Source organism: Xanthomonas sp. NCPPB 2933, assembly GCF_056725225.1.
The window spans coordinates 4214769-4236337 of the sequence record NZ_CM161518.1 but is presented as its reverse complement, the minus strand read 5'-3'; the positions used below and the strand labels follow the sequence as shown (position 1 = coordinate 4236337).

Annotated in this window: 19 protein-coding genes and 1 other RNA gene; 10 read left to right on the top strand and 10 right to left on the bottom strand. The window is 63.4% G+C overall.

The window, feature by feature from the left end; all coding sequences use genetic code 11:
- The first annotated feature begins 157 nt into the window (after positions 1 to 157).
- The 4 genes from rplQ (at position 158) to AC1PLU_RS17675 (ending at position 4009) form a co-directional block, all read left to right on the top strand.
- A complete protein-coding gene (gene rplQ, locus AC1PLU_RS17690) occupies positions 158 to 541 on the top strand; it encodes a 50S ribosomal protein L17 (RefSeq protein ID WP_003486665.1) in 384 nt (127 codons plus the stop codon).
- A 301-nt stretch (positions 542 to 842) separates the two neighbouring features.
- The gene (locus AC1PLU_RS17685; RefSeq protein ID WP_481106895.1) at positions 843 to 1361 is read left to right on the top strand and encodes a disulfide bond formation protein B; all 519 of its coding nucleotides are present in this window, start codon (positions 843 to 845) and stop codon (positions 1359 to 1361) included.
- Between the two features lie 43 nt (positions 1362 to 1404).
- The gene (locus AC1PLU_RS17680; protein WP_006450651.1) at positions 1405 to 2796 is read left to right on the top strand and encodes a class II 3-deoxy-7-phosphoheptulonate synthase; all 1392 of its coding nucleotides are present in this window, start codon (positions 1405 to 1407) and stop codon (positions 2794 to 2796) included.
- A gap of 85 nt (positions 2797 to 2881) precedes the next feature.
- On the top strand, positions 2882 to 4009 hold the full coding sequence (locus AC1PLU_RS17675) for a mechanosensitive ion channel family protein (RefSeq protein ID WP_481106894.1): 1128 nt from the start codon (positions 2882 to 2884) through the stop codon (positions 4007 to 4009).
- Here AC1PLU_RS17675 and AC1PLU_RS17670 read toward each other — a convergent pair.
- From AC1PLU_RS17670 to typA, 3 genes are all read right to left on the bottom strand, one after another.
- Entirely contained in the window at positions 3999 to 5588 is a 1590-nt protein-coding gene (locus tag AC1PLU_RS17670; RefSeq protein WP_481106893.1) for an amidase, read from the bottom strand. The two genes, AC1PLU_RS17675 and AC1PLU_RS17670, sit on opposite strands and share 11 nt — an antisense overlap.
- 125 nt (positions 5589 to 5713) lie before the next feature.
- Complete coding sequence (locus AC1PLU_RS17665) at positions 5714 to 6133, bottom strand: DUF2127 domain-containing protein (protein ID WP_183086881.1); 420 nt, start codon at positions 6131 to 6133, stop codon at positions 5714 to 5716.
- A 72-nt stretch (positions 6134 to 6205) separates the two neighbouring features.
- Entirely contained in the window at positions 6206 to 8035 is a 1830-nt protein-coding gene (gene typA / locus AC1PLU_RS17660; RefSeq protein WP_006450655.1) for a translational GTPase TypA, read from the bottom strand.
- A 218-nt stretch (positions 8036 to 8253) separates the two neighbouring features.
- On the opposite strand from typA, the gene AC1PLU_RS17655 reads away from it, so the two are divergent.
- Both AC1PLU_RS17655 and AC1PLU_RS17650 read left to right on the top strand, forming a co-directional pair.
- On the top strand, positions 8254 to 8748 hold the full coding sequence (locus AC1PLU_RS17655; RefSeq protein ID WP_006450656.1) for a peptidylprolyl isomerase: 495 nt from the start codon (positions 8254 to 8256) through the stop codon (positions 8746 to 8748).
- Between the two features lie 116 nt (positions 8749 to 8864).
- The gene (locus AC1PLU_RS17650; RefSeq protein ID WP_481093741.1) at positions 8865 to 9851 is read left to right on the top strand and encodes a malate dehydrogenase; all 987 of its coding nucleotides are present in this window, start codon (positions 8865 to 8867) and stop codon (positions 9849 to 9851) included.
- 173 nt (positions 9852 to 10024) lie between these two features.
- Here AC1PLU_RS17650 and AC1PLU_RS17645 read toward each other — a convergent pair whose 3' ends face one another.
- The 3 genes from AC1PLU_RS17645 to AC1PLU_RS17635 all read right to left on the bottom strand — a co-directional run bounded on the left by AC1PLU_RS17645 (position 10025) and on the right by AC1PLU_RS17635 (position 13252).
- Positions 10025 to 10639, bottom strand: coding sequence for a glutathione S-transferase family protein (locus AC1PLU_RS17645; protein ID WP_006450658.1), 615 nt, complete (start codon positions 10637 to 10639; stop codon positions 10025 to 10027).
- 66 nt (positions 10640 to 10705) lie between these two features.
- A complete protein-coding gene (locus tag AC1PLU_RS17640) occupies positions 10706 to 11167 on the bottom strand; it encodes a cell wall hydrolase (RefSeq protein WP_316694014.1) in 462 nt (153 codons plus the stop codon).
- 768 nt (positions 11168 to 11935) lie between these two features.
- Entirely contained in the window at positions 11936 to 13252 is a 1317-nt protein-coding gene (locus tag AC1PLU_RS17635; protein WP_481106892.1) for an MFS transporter, read from the bottom strand.
- A 190-nt stretch (positions 13253 to 13442) separates the two neighbouring features.
- Here AC1PLU_RS17635 and AC1PLU_RS17630 point away from each other — a divergent pair.
- A non-coding RNA gene (locus tag AC1PLU_RS17630) (sX9 sRNA) lies at positions 13443 to 13518 on the top strand.
- Positions 13519 to 13700: 182 nt separating this feature from the next.
- Here AC1PLU_RS17630 and AC1PLU_RS17625 read toward each other — a convergent pair.
- The gene (locus AC1PLU_RS17625; protein ID WP_481106891.1) at positions 13701 to 15740 is read right to left on the bottom strand and encodes a 2,4-dienoyl-CoA reductase FMN-binding domain-containing protein; all 2040 of its coding nucleotides are present in this window, start codon (positions 15738 to 15740) and stop codon (positions 13701 to 13703) included.
- A gap of 159 nt (positions 15741 to 15899) precedes the next feature.
- A complete protein-coding gene (locus tag AC1PLU_RS17620; RefSeq protein WP_176339520.1) occupies positions 15900 to 16922 on the bottom strand; it encodes a zinc-binding alcohol dehydrogenase family protein in 1023 nt (340 codons plus the stop codon).
- A 413-nt stretch (positions 16923 to 17335) separates the two neighbouring features.
- Between AC1PLU_RS17620 and AC1PLU_RS17615 the strand changes: the two genes are divergently transcribed.
- From AC1PLU_RS17615 to AC1PLU_RS17605, 3 genes are all read left to right on the top strand, one after another.
- Positions 17336 to 18433, top strand: a complete 1098-nt coding sequence (locus tag AC1PLU_RS17615; RefSeq protein WP_023902839.1) for an OmpA family protein — start codon at positions 17336 to 17338, stop codon at positions 18431 to 18433.
- A 190-nt stretch (positions 18434 to 18623) separates the two neighbouring features.
- A complete protein-coding gene (locus tag AC1PLU_RS17610) occupies positions 18624 to 19139 on the top strand; it encodes a hypothetical protein (RefSeq protein ID WP_349778714.1) in 516 nt (171 codons plus the stop codon).
- A gap of 19 nt (positions 19140 to 19158) precedes the next feature.
- Complete coding sequence (locus AC1PLU_RS17605; RefSeq protein ID WP_481106890.1) at positions 19159 to 20010, top strand: pseudouridine synthase; 852 nt, start codon at positions 19159 to 19161, stop codon at positions 20008 to 20010.
- Here AC1PLU_RS17605 and AC1PLU_RS17600 read toward each other — a convergent pair.
- Positions 19964 to 20353 carry an HNH endonuclease gene (locus tag AC1PLU_RS17600; RefSeq protein WP_481106889.1) on the bottom strand — a complete coding sequence of 130 codons (390 nt, stop codon included), beginning with the start codon at positions 20351 to 20353 and terminating at the stop codon, positions 19964 to 19966. The two genes, AC1PLU_RS17605 and AC1PLU_RS17600, sit on opposite strands and share 47 nt — an antisense overlap.
- Positions 20353 to 21561: a glycine C-acetyltransferase gene (gene kbl, locus AC1PLU_RS17595; RefSeq protein WP_481106888.1), complete on the bottom strand. Its 1209-nt coding sequence runs from the start codon at positions 21559 to 21561 to the stop codon at positions 20353 to 20355. Before kbl ends, AC1PLU_RS17600 begins: the two co-directional genes overlap by 1 nt.
- Positions 21562 to 21569: the final 8 nt, after the last annotated feature.

Here is a 21569-nt window from a genome sequence, read left to right as displayed (position 1 = left end):
GGCGCCCATGTTTGTTTTTTCCACATCGACGGGCCAAAGCCCGCGGTGACATCCGGTCAAAGGACGGCCGGCTCGGACCAACCGCAGTCCATTCAACAGCGCCAGGATGGCGACAACGTCTCTCAAGCAGTCTCAATATTCTTAGGAAATCACACTCATGCGTCACCAGAAATCCGGTCGTAAGTTCAACCGTACCAGCGCGCACCGCGAAGCCATGTTCCGCAATATGGCCGCTTCGTTGTTCAAGCACGAGCTGATCAAGACCACCTTGCCGAAAGCCAAGGAACTGCGTCGCGTCGCCGAGCCGCTGATCACCATCGGTAAGGTCGATGGCGTTGCCAATCGTCGTCTTGCGTTCGCGCGCCTGCGCGACAAGGAAGCAGTGGGCAAGCTGTTCGTCGAGCTGGGCCCGCGTTACGCGACCCGTCCCGGCGGCTACCTGCGTATCCTGAAGGCCGGCTTCCGTGCCGGTGACAATGCGCCGATGGCGTATGTCGAGCTGGTCGACCGTCCGGTCGTCGCCGAGGAAGTGGCCGAGTAATCGGATCGCTCTTCGCAAAGATTCTTGAAAAAGCCCGGCTAGCGCCGGGCTTTTTTCATTGGTGCGTCGAACGTGATTGCGTTGGTGGCAGGGATGCTTAGGGCTGCGCGATGACGGCAGCACGCAGTTGCCAGATGCCGCGCGGGTCTGGATGCGATCACGCACGCGCGTTGTCTTGATGCTGTCAGGCAGATGCGCTCTGTGTGCTTCGCGCCGTCGGACCCGGCAGACGCAGGCTTGCGTGGTCATGGCGGCGGCGATGGCAGATAATCGATGACTCGATCCTAGGCAAGCGGTAACGATGAATCCATTTCGTTGGGGTTTCCGGGCACAGTTTCTGCTGGGCTTTCTTGCATGCGCAGGATTGCTTGCCTATGCGATCTACGTGCAGCTGCATCTTGGGCTTGAACCATGCCCGCTGTGCATTTTCCAGCGCATCGCATTTGCGGCACTGGCGGTGTTTTTCCTGCTGGGTGCGTTGCATGGGCCACGCGCTGCTGGCACGCGCAAGCTCTATGGTGTGCTGAGTTTCATCGCTGCCGGCGTGGGCATGGGTATCGCGGCGCGGCATGTCTGGGTGCAGGTCCGGCCCAAGGACATGATGTCGTCGTGCGGGCCGCCGCTGAGCTTTCTGAGCGAGACGATGGGGCCGTTCGAAGTGTTCCGCACCGTGCTGACCGGCACCGGCGATTGCGGCAATATCGATTGGCGCTTTCTGGGCCTGAGCATGCCGATGTGGAGCATGCTGTGGTTCGTGGCGCTGGCGCTGTGGGCGCTGTATGCCGGGTTCAAGCAGCGCGGTCAGCGCAAGTTGTTCTAACCGTTCCGGCAATGGCCGGCTCCCGAGATTTTTGGAGTTCACGATGTCCGCTTCCCTTCATCCGTCCGTCAACGAGGCAGACCAGTGGTCGCCGCAGAGTTGGCGCCAGCGTCCGGCGCTGCAGATGCCGACCTACCCGGACGCAGCTGCGTTGGAGCACACCTTGGACGAGTTGCGGCAGCTGCCGCCGCTGGTGACCTCGTGGGAAATCTTTGCGCTCAAGCGCCAGCTGGCCGAGGCCCAGGAGGGCAAGCGTTTTCTACTGCAAGGTGGCGATTGCGCGGAGAATTTCAGCGATTGCGAATCGGGCACGATCTCCAACCGCTTGAAAGTGCTGCTGCAAATGAGCCTGGTGCTGGTGCACGGCCTGCACCTACCGGTGGTGCGCGTAGGACGCTTTGCCGGGCAGTATGCCAAGCCGCGTTCGGCCGACACCGAAACCCGCGATGGGGTGACCTTGCCGAGTTATCGCGGCGATGTGATCAATGCGCCGGCGTTCACTGAAGCGGCGCGCATACCGGATCCGCGCCGCATGATCACCGCGCATTCGCGCTCGGCGATGACGATGAATTTCGTGCGCGCATTGATCGACGGTGGTTTTGCCGACTTGCACCACCCCGAATACTGGAATCTGGACTGGGTGGGCTATTCGCCGCTGGCGGCGGACTACCAGAAGATGGTGTCCTCGATCGGCGATGCAGTGCGCTTCATGGAAACCTTGTCCGGGGCGGAGGTGTACAACCTCAATCGCATCGATTTCTACACCTCGCACGAGGCGCTGTTGCTGCCTTACGAGGAAGGCCTGACCCGTCAGGTGCCGCGCCAGTGGGGTTGGTTCAACCTGAGCACGCATTACCCGTGGATCGGCATGCGCACTGCCGCACTGGATGGCGCGCACGTGGAATACCTGCGTGGCGTGCGCAATCCGATCGCGATCAAGGTCGGGCCGTCGGTACAGCCGGACCAGTTGTTGCGTCTGATCGACGTGCTCAATCCGGAAGACGAACCCGGCCGCTTGAGTTTCATCCACCGCATGGGCGCGGCGCAGATCGCCGAAAAGTTGCCGCCGCTGCTGGATGCGGTCAAGCGCGATGGACGGCGGGTGTTGTGGGTGTGCGATGCGATGCACGGCAATACCGAAAGTACCGGAAATGGCTACAAAACGAGGCGTTTCGACAATATCCGCAGCGAGGTGGAGTTGTCGTTCGATCTGCACGCGGCGGCCGGGACGCGGCTGGGCGGCGTGCATCTGGAATTGACCGGCGAAGACGTCACCGAATGCACCGGCGGCGCGCGCGAGTTGACCGAGCGCGATCTGGAGCGTGCCTATCGTTCCAGCGTGGATCCGCGCTTGAACTATGAGCAGTCGCTGGAAATTGCGATGGCGATCGTACGTAAGCAACAACAGGTGGTGGCGCAACCGCTGGGCGCGTGATTTCGATGTGCGTATGACGTGATGCTCATGCCGCTTGCGGCATGATCCTGCAGCCATCCCTCTTTCCCCCCACAGGAGGAACGGTTTGACTGCCGATTGGAACGTCATCCGCGAATACGCAATCCCGCTTGGTGCCTCGCTCTTGGCGGGCATCGTCGTCTGGTCGTTGATGCTGTGGCTGTTTCGCCGCATGCAAGGCCGCGACTATCGCCGCGCACGCATCATCCGCGTGGTCACACTGCCGGCTGCCTTCATCCTGCCGTTGCTGTTTCTGGGCATCGCGACCGAGGCGACGCCGCTATCGGGCAAAGGCCTGGCAGCGGTGCAGCATCTGTTGCATGTCGGCATCGTCGGCTGCGTGACCTGGTTGTTGGTACGCGCGGTCGCCGCCGGCGAGATGGCGATTCTGCGCAGCAACCCGATCGAGGTGTCCGACAACCTCACCGCACGGCGTATCCAGACCCAGACCCGTGTGCTGAGCCGGGTGGTGATGGGAGCGGTGATCCTGCTCGGTATCTCGGTGGTGCTGCTGACGTTTCCGCAAGTGCGCCAGATCGGCAAGACGCTGCTGGCCTCGGCCGGCATCATCGGGCTCGTGGCCGGTATCGCGGCCAAGCCGGTATTCGGCAATTTGATCGCCGGTCTGCAGATCGCGTTGACGCAGCCGATCCGGCTGGACGATGTGGTGATTGTGGAGGGCGAGTGGGGTCGCATCGAGGAGATCGGCAGCTCGTACGTGGTGGTGCGGATCTGGGACGAGCGGCGCATGGTGGTGCCGTTGACCTGGTGGATCGAGCACCCGTTCCAGAACTGGACACGCAGCAGCGCCGATCTGCTCGGTACCGCGTTCCTGTGGCTGGATTACCGCACCCCGATCGCGGCGGTGCGCGCCGAGCTTGAGCGCATCTGCAAAAGCGAGCCGCTCTGGGATGGGCGCGTATGCGTGACCCAGGTGACGGAAACTAGCGAGAGCACGATCCAGGTGCGTCTGCTGGTGAGCGCACGTAATTCCGGCGATGCGTTCGATCTGCGCTGCATCGCGCGCGAGCGCATGATCGACTTCCTCACCCGCGAGCATCCTTACGCGCTGCCCAGGATCCGCGCCGAGATCGCGGCGCAGGAAAAACCGCCGGTGCATGCAGCCGAGCCGATCGCCCAGGAGAGCGTGCGCTCGCCCGGTGCAGAAGACGGCGAGCCTGCGACTACGGCTTAGGCACAGGCACCGCCGCGGCCGGTGCGCTCGGCGCATAGCTGGGCGCAAAGCGCGCCTTGCTGCGCTGCTCGTAGGCGTAGGCCAGTCCGATCAAGCGCGGCTCGCTCCAGGCGCTGCCCATGAACAGCAGGCCGAGTGGCAGGCCCTGGGTCTGCCCCATCGGCACGCTCAGGCTGGGATAACCGGCCACCGCGGCGGCACCGTAACCGGCGCCGGGAAAGGTATCGCCCTTGACCAGATCGGTGACCCAGGCGGCGCCGGTGGTCGGTACGATCAGCGCATCCAGGCGATGGGCCTTCAGTGCGGCGTCGATGCCTTCCGGCCCGGCCAGTCGTTTGGCGGTGGAGCGCGCAGTGAGATACGCGGGGTCTTCCAGGCCGGGTGCCGCCTGCGCCTGCTCGAACAGCTCTTGCGCGAAGTAGGGCATCTCGCGCTGCGCATGCGTGCGATTGAAGGCGATCAGCTGTTCCAGGCTCGACACCGGTGCGGCGTGGCTGCGCAGATAGGCATTCAACCCGGCCTTGAATTCGACCAACAACACCGTCTGCTCAGCGGCATCCCACTTGCCATCGGTGGCCAGGCTGGTTTCGATGACGGTGGCACCCGCTGCACGCAGGCTCTGCACGGCGCGATCCAGTGCTGCGGCAATGGCGGGATCTTCGCGCAGCGGGTTGCGCAACAGGCCCAGACGCGCGCCACGCAAGCCATCGGGTTTGAGGTGCGCGAGATAGTCCGGTGTTGAAGACGGCGCATCGCGTGTGGCCGGATCCTGCGGATCCGGCGCGGCGATCGCTTGCAGCAACGCGGCAGCATCGGCAACGCTGCGCGTCATCGGGCCGGCGGTGTCCTGGCTGGCTGAGATCGGGATGATGCCGTCGCGGCTGATCAGGCCCACGGTCGGTTTGAGTCCGACCAATCCATTTACCGAGGCCGGGCAGGTGATGCTGCCATCGGTTTCGGTGCCGATGCCGACGGTGGCCAGGCTGGCGGCGATCGCCGCGCCCGTGCCGGCACTGGAGCCGCAGGGATTGCGATCCAGCGCGTAAGGATTGCGGGTCAGGCCGCCACGCGCGCTCCAGCCGGAACTGGACTTGGTGGAGCGGAAATTGGCCCATTCGCTCAGGTTGGTCTTGCCCAGGATCACTGCGCCGGCCGTGCGCAGGCGCTGCACCAGAAACGCATCGCGGCTGGGCTTGAAATCGGCCAGGGCCAGCGAGCCTGCGCTGTTGACCATCGGCACAGCATCGATGTTGTCCTTGAGCAACACAGGAATGCCATGCAACGGGCCGCGCACGCGACCGGCGCGGCGTTCGGCGTCCAATGCGCGGGCGTCCGCTTCGGCCTGTGGATTGAGTTCGATCACCGAGTTGAGTTTGGGGCCGGCGCGATCGAGCGTGGCGATGCGCTGCAGGTACGCGCGCGTGAGTTCCAGGCTGTTGGTCTTGCCGGAAGCCATCCGCGCCTGCAGGCCGGCGATGTCGGCATCGGTCAGATCCAGTTGCTCGGCGGTCGGTACGTTCGCATCGACCTGTGTCAGGCCATCAACGAGCGCAGAGCCATCGGCATGCGCACAGCGCAAGCAATAGCGCAAAGGACAAGGTGGTGGATTGCATTGATGGTCTTCCCCGGGGGACTGTTCGCAGGCTAACGGCGCTGCGTCGGGGTGACAACGTGTAGGACGTACCCGCAGACGGGCAGGGTGCGTCAGCGACGCCGGCGCTTGAGCAGATCGCGTGCCAGCACGCCGACCACGATCAGATTGATTGCCAGTACGCCCCAGGCGGTCCAGCCGGGATGGCGGACGATGGCGTAGATATCGAATGGCAGATAGATGGCCGCCGACAGGCAGCCCAATAGCGAGGCCCATGCCTTGGCACGCCACAACCCCCAGGCTTCCACGACGTGTAGCAGGCCGTAGGCCAGCATGGCGGCAGCGGCCAGATGGACAGCGTCGGGACTGATGGTTTTAAGCAACGACGGCAGTGCGCCGTGGTCGGGATCCAGACTAAAGCGGCGGATCAGGGTACTGACCGCGTTTTGCAGCGGGAGCGGGCCCAGAATTTCCAGGCCCGTCGCCGCCAACAGCGCAAGCGTCCCTTTGACCGCCTCTAGCAAGGCGATCACATGCAGCCCCGGATGCGCACGCGGATCCGGGCTGTAGGGTTTGTTGCTCACGACCGTGGGCTAACCAGCAACTCAGCCCGAACGGCCGGAGCGCTTACGGTCGCTTTCGGTCAGGCCCTTCTTGCGCAGACGGATTTCCTTCGGGGTGACTTCAACCAGCTCGTCGTCCTCGATGAAGTCCAGTGCCTGCTCCAGCGTGTACTTGATCGCCGGGGTAAGCTTGATCGCATCGTCCTTGCCCGAGGCGCGCATGTTGGTCAGCGGCTTGGTCTTGATCGCATTGACGGTCAGATCGTTGTCCTTGGAGTGGATACCGACCAGCTGACCTTCGTACACGTTGTCGCCTTCGGCAGCGAACAGACGGCCACGCTCTTCCAACGGCCCTAGCGCATAGGCCGGGGTGGCGCCTGCAGCGTTGGCAATCATCACGCCGTTCTGGCGCTTGGCGATCGCGCCCTGTTCCTTCGGACCGTAATGGTCGAACACGTGGAACAGCAGGCCCGAGCCCTGGGTCAGGGTGCGGAACTCGTTCTGGAAGCCGATCAGACCACGCGCCGGGATCATGTAATCCAGACGCACGCGGCCCTTGCCGTCGGACTCCATGTTCTTCAGCTGGCCCTTGCGGCTGCCCAGCTTTTCCATCACGCCGCCCTGGTGCTGCTCTTCGATATCGACCACAAGCTGTTCGATCGGCTCCATCTGCTTGCCGTCGATCTCCTTGATGATCACTTCCGGACGCGACACGGCCAGCTCGTAGCCTTCACGACGCATGTTTTCGATCAGCACCGACAGATGCAGTTCGCCACGGCCGGAGACCAGGAACTTGTCGGCGTCGGAACCTTCTTCGACCTTCAGCGCCACGTTGTGCACCTTCTCGCGGTCCAGACGGTCGCGCAGCTGGCGGCTGGTCAGGAACTTGCCGCCAGACAGGTCCTTGTTGCCGGCGAACGGCGAGTTGTTGACCTGGAAGGTCATCGAGATGGTTGGCTCGTCCACAGTGAGTGGCGGCAGGCCTTCCGGCGCGTCGAGCGCACACACGGTGTCGGAAATGGTCAGCTCGGACACGCCGGAGATGGCCACGATGTCGCCGGCCTCGGCGGTGTCCTGCTCGATGCGCTCAAGGCCCAGGAAGCCCAGTACCTGCAGCACCTTGCCCTGACGCTTCTTGCCTTCGCGGTCGATCACGCTAACCGGCATGTTCTTCTTCAACACGCCGCGCTGGATGCGGCCGATGCCGATCACGCCGACGAAGTTGTTGTAATCGAGCTGGCTGATGCGCATCTGGAACGGGCCGTCCGGATCCACGTCCGGTGCCGACACGTGCTGCATGATCGCTTCGTACAGCGGGGTCATGTCGCCGTCGCGCACGCTCGAATCCAGACTGGCGTAGCCGTTCAATGCGGAGGTGTAGACGATCGGGAAGTCCAGCTGTTCGTCGGTTGCGCCGAGCTTGTCGAACAGGTCGAACACCTGGTCGATCACCCAGTCCGGGCGCGCGCCGGGACGGTCGATCTTGTTGACCACCACGATCGGCTTGAAGCCCATCGCAAAGGCCTTCTGGGTCACGAAGCGCGTCTGCGGCATCGGGCCGTCCATCGCGTCGACCAGGATCAGCACCGAGTCCACCATCGACAGCACGCGCTCGACTTCGCCACCGAAGTCGGCGTGTCCCGGGGTGTCGACGATGTTGATGCGGTTGCCGTTCCAGGTGATGGCCGTGTTCTTGGCCAGGATCGTGATACCACGTTCCTTTTCCTGATCGTTGCTGTCCATCACGCGCTCAGCCAACACGGTGCGTTCGGACAGGGTGCCGGACTGCTTCAGCAGGCAGTCGACGAGGGTGGTCTTGCCGTGGTCGACGTGCGCGACGATGGCGATATTGCGGAGTTTTTCGATGGACATGCGGAAAGGGCCCCTGTCTGGCGCCAGTCTTGAGAAGGTAAGCCCGACATTATAGCGGTTTCGTTGCCGTGCCGTTGCGCCCGGCCGTCAGATGGTTCAAAACGCCCATTCAGCTTGCTGTGCACCCCCCGACAATGGTCGTACGTCTGCACGGCCGGCTGCACGCCCGGGTGTATTCTAATGGGCTGTCATACACCCTGAAACCTGCAAGGATTTCCATGTCCCTGATTGCCCATTTCGACACCACCCGCGGCCCAATCGTGGTTGAGCTGTTCGCCGACAAGGCCCCGCTGACCGTTGCCAACTTCGTCAACCTGGTCCAGCGCGGCTTCTACGACGGCCTGAGCTTCCACCGCGTCATCGCCGACTTCATGATCCAGGGCGGCTGCCCGGAAGGCTCCGGCCGCGGCGGCCCGGGCTATCGTTTCGAAGATGAAGCCAACAACGGCGTCGGTCACGACCGCGGCGTGCTGTCCATGGCCAATGCCGGCCCCAACACCAACGGCAGCCAGTTCTTCATCACCCATGTCGCCACCAACTGGCTGGACGGCAAGCACACCGTGTTCGGCAAGGTCACCCAGGGCCTGGACGTGGTCGATGCGGTCGCCCAGGGCGATGTGATCAACAAGGTGACGATCGAAGGCGATACCGACGCCGTGCTGGCCGCCAAGGCCGACCGCGTCGCGGAGTGGAACAAGATCCTCGCCGCCTGATGTCTTTCCCCGAACGGCCGCCAAGTGCGGCCGTTCGCTTGTCATTGCGCGCCGCCAGGCCTTGCGCCACGCCAGCGTGCACCTCCACCCACGTTTTTTAGCAGAGGAAACTCCCCATGAAAGCACCTGTTCGTGTTGCCGTGACCGGCGCTGCCGGCCAGATCGGCTATGCCCTGCTGTTCCGCATCGCCTCCGGCGAAATGCTGGGCAAGGATCAGCCGGTGATCCTGCAATTGCTGGAACTGTCAAATGAAAAGGCCCAGGCCGCGCTCAAGGGCGTGATCATGGAGCTGGAAGACTGCGCATTCCCGCTGCTGGCCGGCGTGGTCGGCACCGACGACGCCGAAGTGGCGTTCAAGGACATCGACGTTGCGCTGCTGGTTGGCGCGCGTCCGCGCGGCCCGGGCATGGAGCGCAAGGACCTGCTGCTGGAGAACGCCAAGATCTTCACCGCGCAGGGCGCTGCCCTGAACAAGGTCGCCAAGCGTGAGGTCAAGGTGCTGGTGGTCGGCAACCCGGCCAACACCAATGCCTACATCGCAATGAAGTCGGCGCCGGATCTGAACCCGAAGAACTTCACCGCCATGCTGCGTCTGGACCACAACCGCGCGCTGAGCCAGCTGTCGCAAAAGCTCGGCAAGCCGGTCGGCGGTATCGAGAAGCTGGTGGTGTGGGGCAACCACAGCCCGACCATGTACCCGGACTACCGTTTCGCCACCTCCGATGGCGCCTCCATCGGCGATGCGATCAACGACCAGGAATGGAACGCGTCCACCTTCATCCCGACCGTGGGCAAGCGCGGCGCGGCGATCATCGAAGCACGCGGCCTGTCCTCGGCTGCGTCGGCCGCCAATGCCGCCATCGATCACGTGCGTGATTGGGTGCTGGGCAGCGACGGCAAGTGGGTGACCATGGGCGTGCCGTCCGACGGCTCCTACGGCATTCCCGAAGGCGTGATCTTCGGCTTCCCGGTGATCACCGCCAATGGCGAGTACACCCTGGTCAAGGATCTGCCGATCGACGACTTCAGCCAGAAGTACATCGACAAGACCCTGGCCGAGCTGGAAGAAGAGCGCAGCGGCGTGTCGCATCTGCTGGGCTGAGTTTTGCTTTAGGTTGTAACGAAAACGCCGGGCAGTGCCCGGCGTTTTTTATGCGTCGTGTAGGTGATGCGTTGCGTTGTGGCGCCAAAAATCAATCACGCACGTCGATGTGGGACTCTCCGTGCGGTAGGGGCTGCCGCCGCACTCTGATCAACTCGCGCGATGCGCTCGGCTTACGCCAGACCTTCGGCCTTCAATGCGGCCTGCACATCGGCATCGGCCAGCATGCGCTGCACGAACGCATCCAGTGCATTCAAGCCACTCAGATCCACGCCGACCTTCTGCGCCCACAACAAGGTCACGAACAGATACGCATCGGCACCGGTATGGGTGTCGCTGGCCAGCCAGGTACGATCCTGCAGATGCGTGTTGGCACGTTCGTACAAGGTGCGCAACTTGCTGCGTGCGTCGTCGTGGCTGCGCGCAAGCAGTGCGTCGTCCTGCAGATACGCAGTGCTGCCGAAGATCGGCTTGAACGTCGGATGCACATCGGCATTGGCGAAGGCGATCCAGCGATTGATCTCGGCGCGGCTGCGCGCAGTGCCGTCGCCGGACAGACCGGTAAGCGGTGCAATGTCGGCGATGTAGTTGAGGATGGCCGCGTTCTGATTCAACGCCCAATCGTCGACCACCAACAGCGGAACCGCGCCGGCCGGATTCAGGCGCAGATACTCGGGGGACTTCATCGTGGCGGCATCGACAACGGTCAACTCGAACGGCAGGCCCGACCAGCGCAACACGATGTGATCTGCCAGCGAGCACGCGCCGGGCTTGGTGTACAGCTTCATAGGAATTCCACGCGAGAACGAAGGCGCAAGCTTAGCGGCAACGCATGCGCGCGTGCGTGGAAGGAGTCAGGATGCAGTGCGTGGACGCAGCTTCTGCACGCGATAGAACGTGTGGTCGCCGATGGTGGCAACCTGATACGCATTGCGCCAGCTGGGGCTCGCAATCGCGCTGGCGGCAAAGTGGCTCGCGCCTGGCACGATCTCTTTGCGTTGGCCTACCGGTAACGCCCAGTTGCGCTCTGCGGCCAATGCCACACCTAACGCCTTGTTCCAGGCATCGTCATTCTTGAGCTGAGTTCCCGGTGACACGATGGTCGGCGCGAACTGCTTGCGCGCGGTGACCACCTGACACATCGAATCGCCCCACAAACCACTGTCCAGACGACGCAACGCGACTTCTGCAACGGCTTGTTGGCCACGTACGGTCTGGTCGCGTGCTTCCAGGTATACGGTGGTACTCAAACACAACGAATCTGCAGCCGGCTGCGGCAATAATTGCGACAGCCAAAGTATCCAAGCCAGTTTCATAGAACTCCTTGCTCCGTATGGGCCGATCCGCAGGCCATCCAAAGTGGATGCACCAGTGCGAAGGGCTTGGCGTCATGGGGAGGCGACCTGCCAAGGGCCGCCAAGTCTCCGGCGAAAGACACATCTGCCGAAGGTGCCCACCAAATGCGGTGGGTCAAAAAGTTGGCGCAAGGTAGGCGGCGATCACATAATCCCTGCTGAATGGGCAGGGTTGACGCGCGTGATTGCCTGCTGTGTCTAGTGCTTCGCTGGATGAGAGCTTTGCGATGCAACATTGAGATGCGTCGCATCGATGTAGCGACTGCACATATTGAAATTTAGAACTGCGCGATACGCATGCGATGTGTGGCAAGTGTGCAGGGTAATTGTCTTGCGTTGCATGCATGAAAAAGTGCGTATGCCGCAACAAATGTGTTCTGTTCTACACGCCATCATCACTTGCTAGTGTGCTTAAGCGCCGACTTCAGGCGCGTTGATGACATATCGAGATGTGCAGACCGATGTGCTTAACACAATGGTCCGCACATGGCTTGCATTGATAGCTTCGCGCAGGCGTATCGGTGTCAGCAGCGTACGACGATGTTTTGTCAGCTGCTCTGAGTCGCTAAAGTTTTGACCGCATCGTGCGTAATGAATGAGTCGCCTCAATTCAGTGTGGCACCGAGATTTTGTGCATGTACTGCATGCAGTGCGATTGCTGATGCGCATCGCAATCAGCGAAGAATGTCAGGCGCAATCGCTGAAGCTCTTGGTGCGGTATCGGGACGATTACACGTGGCGCGAAGGCAGCGCTGCGACAGACCGGCGTTTTCCAGACATCACAAAGGTGCTGCCGGCCCAGGCGATCAACACGCACAGCACACCGCAAATCATCGGACCCAATGCCATTGCCCACGCCAGATGTGCGTTGTGACCAGAGCGATAGTCGGATGCGCCAAGTAGCAATCCGATCAATGCACTGCCTGCTGCCAATGCAAGTTGGGCGGTGGCAGTGAGTGCGGCGAATCCGCGCGCCTGCTGTGCTGGGCCGTGGCGCGAGGCGAGTTCTGCATGCCGTGCCCAGACCCATTGCCCGGCACTGCCCGCCGCCAGACCCATGCCGAAGGCCAGGCTGGCATCCACCACGGTGTGGCGAGAGACAGCCATGGCGAACACCAGCCCAAGTGCGGCCAACGCCGCTCCGCTGACGCCTAGTCGACGCATTGCCACAGTCGGCCAGCGGGCAGCCAAGGGCTGCACGAAGACGCTGCCAAGCGCATAGGCAATCAACACCGCGCTACCCCATCCCGCCGAGCCCATACGCGACTGCGCCAGATACGGCGCCAATTTGGTAAATGTCGGCAGCGCCAACGCCAGTGCTGCGATGACGGCCAACGGCAGCAACTGATCGCGCTGCCATCGTGGCGCGGATGGCGGTGTTGCAGCGCTTGCAAGCACGTGTACGTGTACGTGGCGCTGCAGCGTCTGCCGTAACCACCACGCCGATAGCAGTGCGATGCTGCCGGAGAGCGCGACGATCATCAGTGCAGTCGATGCGGCGGTGTTAGTGCCGTCTTTCAGTAGCAGGCCGATCGCTGCGCTGACCAGCAACGCGGCCAACCCGCTCCCGATCAGACGCAGCGCACTGACGCCGCGCGCGCCATGCCAAGGCCAGTGCCCCATTCCCAACAAGGTGTTCTGAGCCACGTCGCCGATCGCATATGCGGCGCGGAACGGCAGGCTGAGTAGCAGGACGCTGATCAAGCGGATATCGGGCGGAAATGCCGGCGTGACAAAGACCAACGACAAAGCGACAGCTGCCAACGCAATGCCGCGCCATTGCGACCGCCCAGCCCACGCCAGGCTGGCGCCAGCACTCCAGCGCTTCGCTGCGAACACGCCCATCACTGCGCTCACGACCAGGCCGCCGGCGACCGAGACGCCGGCCGCAATCGCGCCCAGTCCGACGTATTCGGTCAACGCAAAAATCAGCAGCAATTCTGCGGTGTACCAGAGCAGGCTCTTGCCGAAATGCGCCGCAGCGTAGGCCAGCAACGCTGCGGGCGGGAGTGTAGGCGGCGGCGATGCAGTCCGGGTCGATGGCATGCCGGGTTTATAGCCGAGCCGCGCGACAGAAAAAAGAATGTACCGAGCATGCTCCGACCAGCGGCGTACCCGGTGGTGTCGCGCTGTTGATGGCAGCGTCGACGCCGGCACCGATCTGTCTCTGTCTAAAGCGGCTAACAAAGCTACTGCGCTCACCGCCACGTGGGTGCGGCCGGTGCTAGGAATCGGCATGTACCACTCGTACATTGCGGTTCTGAGCGCGCCATCCACGCCTACCTGACGACTGCTCGCTAGTTTTGTTAGCCGCTTTAAGACGCCCGCGCGTGCACTTGCGCAAGCGTCTGCCGAGCAGACCGGCGGTTGCCTTAAAGACCGCCGATATCAGCATCGAAGTGAAACCAATGCGGCTCTCTTGCAGACGCACAAACCCGCTCTGGCGTTGTAATGAAGAACGGCTGTAGCTTCTACGACATCGCGTGCAAGCGCGTTACAAGGTTGCCGCCAACCGGCACGCCTGATTGATCGCACGCTTGGCATCCAGTTCGGCGGCAACATCCGCACCGCCGATCAGATGCGGTTGCTGTCCGTTTGCCTGCAGCGCGGCAAGCAGCTCGCGACGCGGTTCCTGCCCGGCGCAGACCACCACCGTGCCGACATCGAGCAGTTGTTCGGTGCCTTCCACGCGGATCCGCAGACCGGTATCGTCAACGCCCAGATACGCCACGCCGCCGAGCATCTTGACGCCCTTGGCCTTGAGCGTGGCGCGGTGGATCCAGCCGGTGGTCTTGCCCAGACGCGCGCCGGGTTTGCCGGGGCTGCGCTGCAGCAGCCAGACCTGACGGGCAGGGCGCTCGGGTTGCGGTTTGGCCAACGCGCCGCGTGTTTCGAAGCTGGGGTCCACGCCCCATTCGGCCATCCAGCGCGCCGGATCCAGCGATGGCGAGACGCCTTCGTGCACCAGAAATTCGCCGACATCGAAACCGATCCCGCCGGCGCCGATGATGGCGACCTTCTCGGCCGCTACATGGCGGCCCAGCACGACGTCCAGGTAATTGACCACCATCGGATGATCGGCACCGGGGAAGTCCACCTTGCGCGGCTCGATGCCGGTGGCCAGCACGATCTCATCGAAGGCCTTGAGGTCGTCCGCCTGCACGCGTGTCTGCAGCCGCAGCGCTACGCCGGTGGCTTCGATACGGTGACCGAAATAGCGCAGCGTCTCGTTGAATTCTTCCTTGCCCGGAATGCGTTTTGCGACATTGAATTGCCCGCCGATTTCATCGCTTGCATCGAACAAGGTCACCTGGTGGCCGCGCTCGGCCGCCACCGTTGCGCAGGCCAGTCCTGCAGGGCCTGCACCGACCACCGCGATGCGCTTTGGCGTGGTGGTCGGTGTGTAGATCAGCTCGGTTTCGTGCACTGCGCGTGGGTTGACTAGGCAGCTGGCCAACTTGTTGTCGAACACATGATCCAGGCAGGCCTGGTTGCAGGCGATGCACGTATTGATCGTGTGCGATTGGCCGGCGCTGGCCTTGTTGGCCCATTGAGGGTCGGCCAACAGTGGGCGCGCCAGCGACACCATGTCGGCTGCGCCGTCGGCCAGGATGCGCTCGGCCACTTCCGGCATGTTGATGCGGTTGGTTGCCACCACCGGGATGCGCAGGTGCGGCTTGAGCTTGGCGGTCACCCCGGCAAACGCCGCGCGCGGCACCGAGGTGGCGATGGTCGGGATGCGCGCCTCGTGCCAGCCAATGCCGGAATTGATGATGGTGGCGCCGGCCGCCTCGATTGCCTGCGCCTGCGCAAGGATCTCCTGCCACTGGTTGCCGTCATCGACAAGATCCACCAGCGATAGCCGGTAGATGATGATGAAGTCCGGCCCGCAGGCCTCGCGGATGCGTCGCACGATCTCCACCGCAAAGCGCATGCGCTTGGTCGCATCGCCGCCCCAGGCATCGCTGCGCTGGTTGGTGCGCGCGGCGGTGAATTCGTTGATCAGATAGCCTTCCGACCCCATCACTTCCACGCCGTCGTAACCGGCCTCGCGCGCCAGCCGCGCCGCGCGCGCATAGGCCGCGATCTGCCGATCCACCGCACGGGCCGACAACGCGCGCGGAGTGAACGGGTTGATCGGCGCCTTGAGCCTAGACGGCGCCACCGACAACGGGTGATAGGCGTAGCGCCCGGCGTGTAGCAGCTGCAGGCAGATCTTGGCGCCATGTGCGTGCACCGCACGGGTGACCTGACGATGCGGGCGCACTTCCCACGGCCACGACAGCTTGCCGCCGAACGGCTTGAGCCAGCCCACCACATTCGGCGAAAACCCACCGGTGACGATCAGCCCGACGCCGCCGGCCGCGCGCTCGGCGAAATACGCGGCCAGTTTGGGGAAATCGCGCGCACGGTCTTCAAGACCGGTGTGCATCGAGCCCATCAGGACGCGGTTGCGCAATTGCGTGAAACCCAGATCGAGTGGGGTGAACAGGTGCGGGTAGGGCGAGTCAGGCAGGCCGGTGGCGGGCGACATGATATGGATACGCTGGCGTACGGAGTGCGCACGATGCAGGCAAACGGGCGTGTCGGCAAGTCTTGACGCACGCGGCCAGTGCTGGCGGCAGTCTGCTGGAGAGGGCCGGACCCGCAAGCCCGCGCAAACGCAGCGGGCAAACTAAACCAGTGACGCCGATTACCAGCCCGCCAGCACCAACTTGCCGATCGTGCTGCCGCTTTCCAGCCGCCGATGCGCCTCGCGCAACTGCTGCGCATTGATCGGCGACAGCGTCTCGGTCTGCGTGGTGCGCAGTTCGCCGGCATCGATCAGGCTGGCGGCACGATTGAGGATGCGGTGCTGCTCGACCATGTCTTCTGTTGCATAACGGGCGCGGGTGAACATCAGTTCCCAGTGGATGCCGATGCACTTGGATTTGTAGGGGTCGCCAATCGACAGCGGGCCGCGCGGCTCCACGATCAAGCCCACGTGTCCCTGGGGTGCCAGGATCTCGCCCAACTGCTGCCAGTAGCGGTCGGTGTCGGCCAGATTGAGCGCCGCATCCACACTCTGCAGGCCTAGCGCCTGCAATTGCGGGTGCAACGGTTGGTGGTGATCGATCACATGCTGCGCGCCCATCTGGCGCACCCATTCAATCGTCTCCGGCCGCGATGCCGTGGCGATGACCGTGAAGCCGGCATGCCGCGCCAGCTGGATCGCAATGGAGCCCACGCCACCGGCACCCCCGATGATCAATAAGTGCTTGCCGCGATTGCGTGCGCCGTCGAAGGCGAACGGCATGCGCTGGAACAACAACTCCCACGCGGTCAGCGTGGTCAGCGGCAACGCAGCCGCCTCGGCGAAGCTGAGCGAGGTCGGCTTGCAGCCGGCGATGCGCGCATCGACCAATTGGTACTGCGCGTTGCTGCCCGGCCTTCCGATATCTCCTGCGTAATAGACCTCGTCGCCCACCACGAATGCAGTGACCTCCGGGCCCACTGCTTCGACCACGCCAGCGGCGTCGTAGCCGAGAATTTTCGGCGCATCCAGCGTTTGCGGCTTGGGCGCACGCACCTTGGCGTCGACCGGATTCACCGATATCGCCTCCACACGCACTAATAAGTCATACCCGGACGGCGCCGCAGGCGTCGGAAGCTCCATGTCAAGCAGCGACTCGGGATCGTCGATTGGAAGATGGCGAGTGATGGCGATGGCTTTCATCGAGGCGCTCTGTGTGGGGGAGTTCAGGGTGCGTTGTGATGCTGTTGGCCCGCAACCACCAAGCCCACAATTCAGCTCGGACTAGGGCTCGCATTCACCAATGTGGTCGCGGAGTCATGCCGCCTGTCCCCCGGGGGTCAGAGCGCAAGCGTATTCAACTGGCTTAATTGGGCTGCCGTTCATGCGAGGCAATTGTGCTAACTGGGCGCCCGGTCCTTTCCTTCATGAAGCTGTATACGTAGTATTGAGTGGGATCGCCGTCTCTGTTGATTGCTTCCACATGTTATATGTCCGTTAACGCGATCTTCACTGAAGCCGGCTTAATCTGCGCCCCGATGGCTCTGGATGTGACGAGCATCTTTACCAAGAACAATGCCTCTATCGGTTTATCTCCCAAAGAAGGAGCTGTATACATGAACAAGAAAATTCTCACTGCCGCGTTGCTTGGCGGCCTGGCGTTTGCCCAGGCTGCTTCCGCGCAGGAATTCGATGACCGTTGGTACCTGACCGGTAGCGCTGGCTTCAACTTCCAGGACAGCGATCGTCTGACCAATGATGCTCCGTTCGTGACCCTGGGTCTGGGCAAGTTTGTCAGCCCGAACTGGTCGATCGACGGCGAGCTGAACTATCAGAACCCGAATTTCGATGCCAACCAGGACCAGAACTGGAGCCAGTACGGCATCTCGTTCGACCTGCGTCGCCACTTCATCGCTGAAGGCCGCGGCTGGAACCCCTACCTCCTGTTCGGCCTGGGCTACCAGCGTTCGGAAGAAGAGTTCGACGCAACCCCGAACCCGGTTTCGCCGGGCCAGCAGAAAGACGGCAACTTTGCCGCCAAGGCTGGTGTCGGTCTGCAGACCACCTTCGACAAGCGCGTTGCCGTGCGTGCCGAGTTGGCCTACCGCGCTGACTTCAACGACCAGAGCGTTGCTGCTCCGCAGGAAGACTGGTTCGGCGACGTGCTGGCTTCGGTCGGCGTCGTGATCCCGTTGGGACCGGCTCCGTCGACCGCTCCGCCGCCGGCTCCGGCTCCGGTTGCTCCGAGCTGCGCAGACCTGGATGACGACGGTGACGGCGTCAACAACTGCGACGACAAGTGCCCGGCTTCGCAGCCTGGCCAGACCATCGGTCCGGACGGTTGCCCGGTTCCTGTGTCGATCGACCTGAAGGGCGTGAACTTCGACTTCAACAAGTCGACCCTGCGTCCGGACGCACAGTCCATCCTGAGCGAAGCGACCGAGATCCTGAAGCGTTACCCCGACCTGAAGGTCGAGGTTGCCGGTCACACCGACTCGAAGGGTACCGACGCGTACAACCAGAAGCTGTCCGAGCGTCGTGCGACCACCGTGTATGACTACCTGACCAAGAACGGCGTTGATGCGTCGCGTCTGGTCGGCCCGATCGGCTACGGCGAGAGCCGTCCGATTGCTCCGAACGCCAACCCGGATGGTTCCGACAATCCGGAAGGCCGTGCGAAGAACCGTCGTACCGAGCTGAACGTCCAGAACTAATTGGACCGCTAGCTGTTACATACAAAACCCGGCCTTGTGCCGGGTTTTGTCTTTGTAGGACCAGGAAAAGTGCGTCGAGTCGCCGCCAATCCTGTCTGTGTTGCCATCCAGGCACGGTTCCGGTTGAAACAGCGTTCATCGCTGCCTACACTCGCCGCGTCAACACCAAACTCATAATTGGAAGAACCCGATGCTGCGTACCGCCACGGCAGGTTTGCTCTGTCTCGCTTTGATTCCTGCCGCTTACGCCGCCCCGAACTGCGCCGGCAGCACGGTGTCCCAGCCGCTGCCGTTGCCTGCCACGGTGATTGCGCCGGCGGCCGCCGAGTTCTACACCCGTAGCGTCCAGCTGGGCATGCCCACCGGCGTGTTGGCCCAGCCCTATACCAGCGAGCAATCGGTGGACCGCGTGCTGCTGCGGTTGCGTGTGGAAGGCTGCCAGGATCTGGCCAAGGTGATTCCGCCCGGCGGCACCGTCAATTCGAACGATCCGGCCGCCTACAAGGCCACCACTGCATTCGACAACACGCCGTGGCGCTTTGACATGAGTCAGAACGGCAAGCGCATGACCGCCGAAGAATTCGATGCCTGGATGAAGGCGCGCGGTGTGCGTGTGGTCAAGGCGCGTCCGGTGGCTGCGCCGGCTCCGGCCGCTGCGGCAACTGCAACGCCTGCGGCCGACGTCAAGTCGGTCGAAAACAAGTAAGCGGCACGGTCGGGACGGCATGACCCGGCGGCCTCCGCCGGCGACGTCCCGGCAACGCAAGCGTGGTCCGGCTGGTGCTTCGCGCGCCTCCGCGACGGCCACGGCGACCAGCGCACCGCGCCACGGGCTGGCGCGCGTGCTGTCCAAATTGGGCGTGTGTTCGCGTACCGAAGCGGCACGCTGGATCGCCGAAGGGCGGGTCAGCGTGGCTGCGCGTGTGGTGCACGACCCCGAATATCCAATCCGCGCCGATCAGCAGTCGAGCATCACCGTCGACGGGCAGCCGTTGGCAGGGCCGGCGCGCTGCTATCTGATGCTCAACAAGCCGCGCGGCGTGGTCACGACCGTGCGCGACGAGCAGGGCAGGGACACGGTGTATCGCTGCTTCGATGGTGCCGGATTGCCGTGGATCGCGCCGGTCGGGCGATTGGACAAGGCCAGCGAAGGGCTGCTGCTCTTCAGTAACGACCCGCAATGGGCAGCGGCGGTGACCGACCCTGCGACCGGGCCGGACAAGACCTATCACGTGCAGATCGATTGCCGCCCGAGTGCCGAGCAACTGGCACAGTTGCAGGCCGGTGTGGTCGATCCCGATCCTGAGAGCGATGGTGCGCTGCTGCGCGCCAAGCACGTTGGCGTGCTGCGCGAAGGCGAGCGCAATGCGTGGCTGGAGATCGTGTTGGACGAGGGCCGCAATCGGCAGATCCGTCGCTTGTTGGCGGCGCTGGAGATCGGGGTGCTGCGGCTGGTGCGGGTGGCGATCGGCGCGCTGGCGATGGGTGAGTTGGGCAAGGGTGCGTGGCGCATGCTCAGCGCCGAGGAAGTCAGGGCGCTGACGGCGGCTCCCGCCAGCGCGCCAGACGCGCGCTGAGCAAGGCGCTGACGACTTCAAAAGCACGTGCGTCGCCGGCGCCGTTGGCATCGTGACGGCGACCTTTGGCGTGATTGCAGCTGGCACAGGCCAGGGCAAGGTTGCGCGCCGCATTCGCATCGTCGCCGACCATCGCGCACAGCGCGGCCGCCGCGTGACGGCCGAACCAGGCCTGCGGGATTACGTGTTCCAGGGTGGTGTGGCCGAGCGGTTCGCCATCGGCGCGCAGCTGCAAGCGCCGACGGCAATGCAGGCAGCGGGTTTCCCAACTGCCGTCCAGTAAATGCGCCTGGGCATCGGTGTGCGCCGCCAGCAACAGCCGTTGGCGCAGCACCGTGCGCATTAGTCTTTGATGACGTCGAGTTCGCGGCCGATCTTGATGAATGCAGCGATCGCCTGATCCAGATGCTCGCGGGTGTGCGCGGCGCTGATCTGGGTGCGGATGCGCGCCTGGCCCTTGGGCACCACCGGGAAGAAGAAGCCGATGGCGTAGATGCCTTCTTCCAGCAAGCGCTCGGCGAATTGTTGCGCCAGCGGTGCGTCGTAGAGCATCACCGGGCTGATCGGATGCACGCCAGGTTTGACGTCGAAGCCAGCGGCGGTCATGCGCTCGCGGAAGTAACGCGTGTTCTCGACCAGTTGCGTGCGCAGCTCGCCGGCGGCATCCAGCATGTCGAACGCCTTGATGCCTGCGGCCACCACGTGCGGCGGCAGTGAATTGGAAAAAAGATAAGGACGCGAGCGCTGGCGCAGCAGTTCGATGACTTCACGCTTGGCGGTGGTGAAGCCGCCCAGTGCGCCGCCCATCGCCTTGCCCAGCGTGCCGGTGAAGATATCGATCTGGTCCAGCACGCCCTTGACCTCGGCCGAGCCGCGGCCGGTAGCGCCCAAAAAGCCGGTGGCATGGCATTCGTCGATATGCACCAGCGCGTTGTACTTGCGGGCGAGGGCGGTGATCTCGTCCAGCGGGGCGATGAAGCCGTCCATCGAGAATACGCCGTCGCTGGTGATCAGCTTGGTCTTGCAACCGGCGGCATCGGCGGCCTGCAGCTGCGCTTCCAGGTCGGCCATGTCGCAGTTGGCGTAGCGGAAGCGCTTGGCCTTGCACAGGCGTACGCCGTCGATGATCGAGGCGTGGTTGAGCGCGTCGGAGATGATGGCGTCGTGCTCGCCGAGCAACGGTTCGAACAGGCCACCGTTGGCATCGAAACAGGCGGCATAGAGGATGGTGTCCTCGGTGCCGAAGAAGTCGGCGATGGTGCGCTCGAGTTGCTTATGCAAATCCTGGGTGCCGCAGATGAAGCGCACCGAGGCCATGCCGAAGCCGTGCGTGTCCAGTGCGTCCTTGGCGGCCTGGATGATGTCCGGATGGTCGGCCAGGCCCAGATAGTTGTTGGCGCAGAAGTTGAGCACGCTGCGGCCGTCGGCGAGGGTGATCTGCGCCGACTGCGGGCCGGTGATGATGCGCTCGGACTTGAACAGGCCCTGGGCCTGGATCGCCTCCAGTTCGGCGGCGTAATGGGCGGTCAGCGCGGCGGGAGCGTTGGTCATGGCGATCG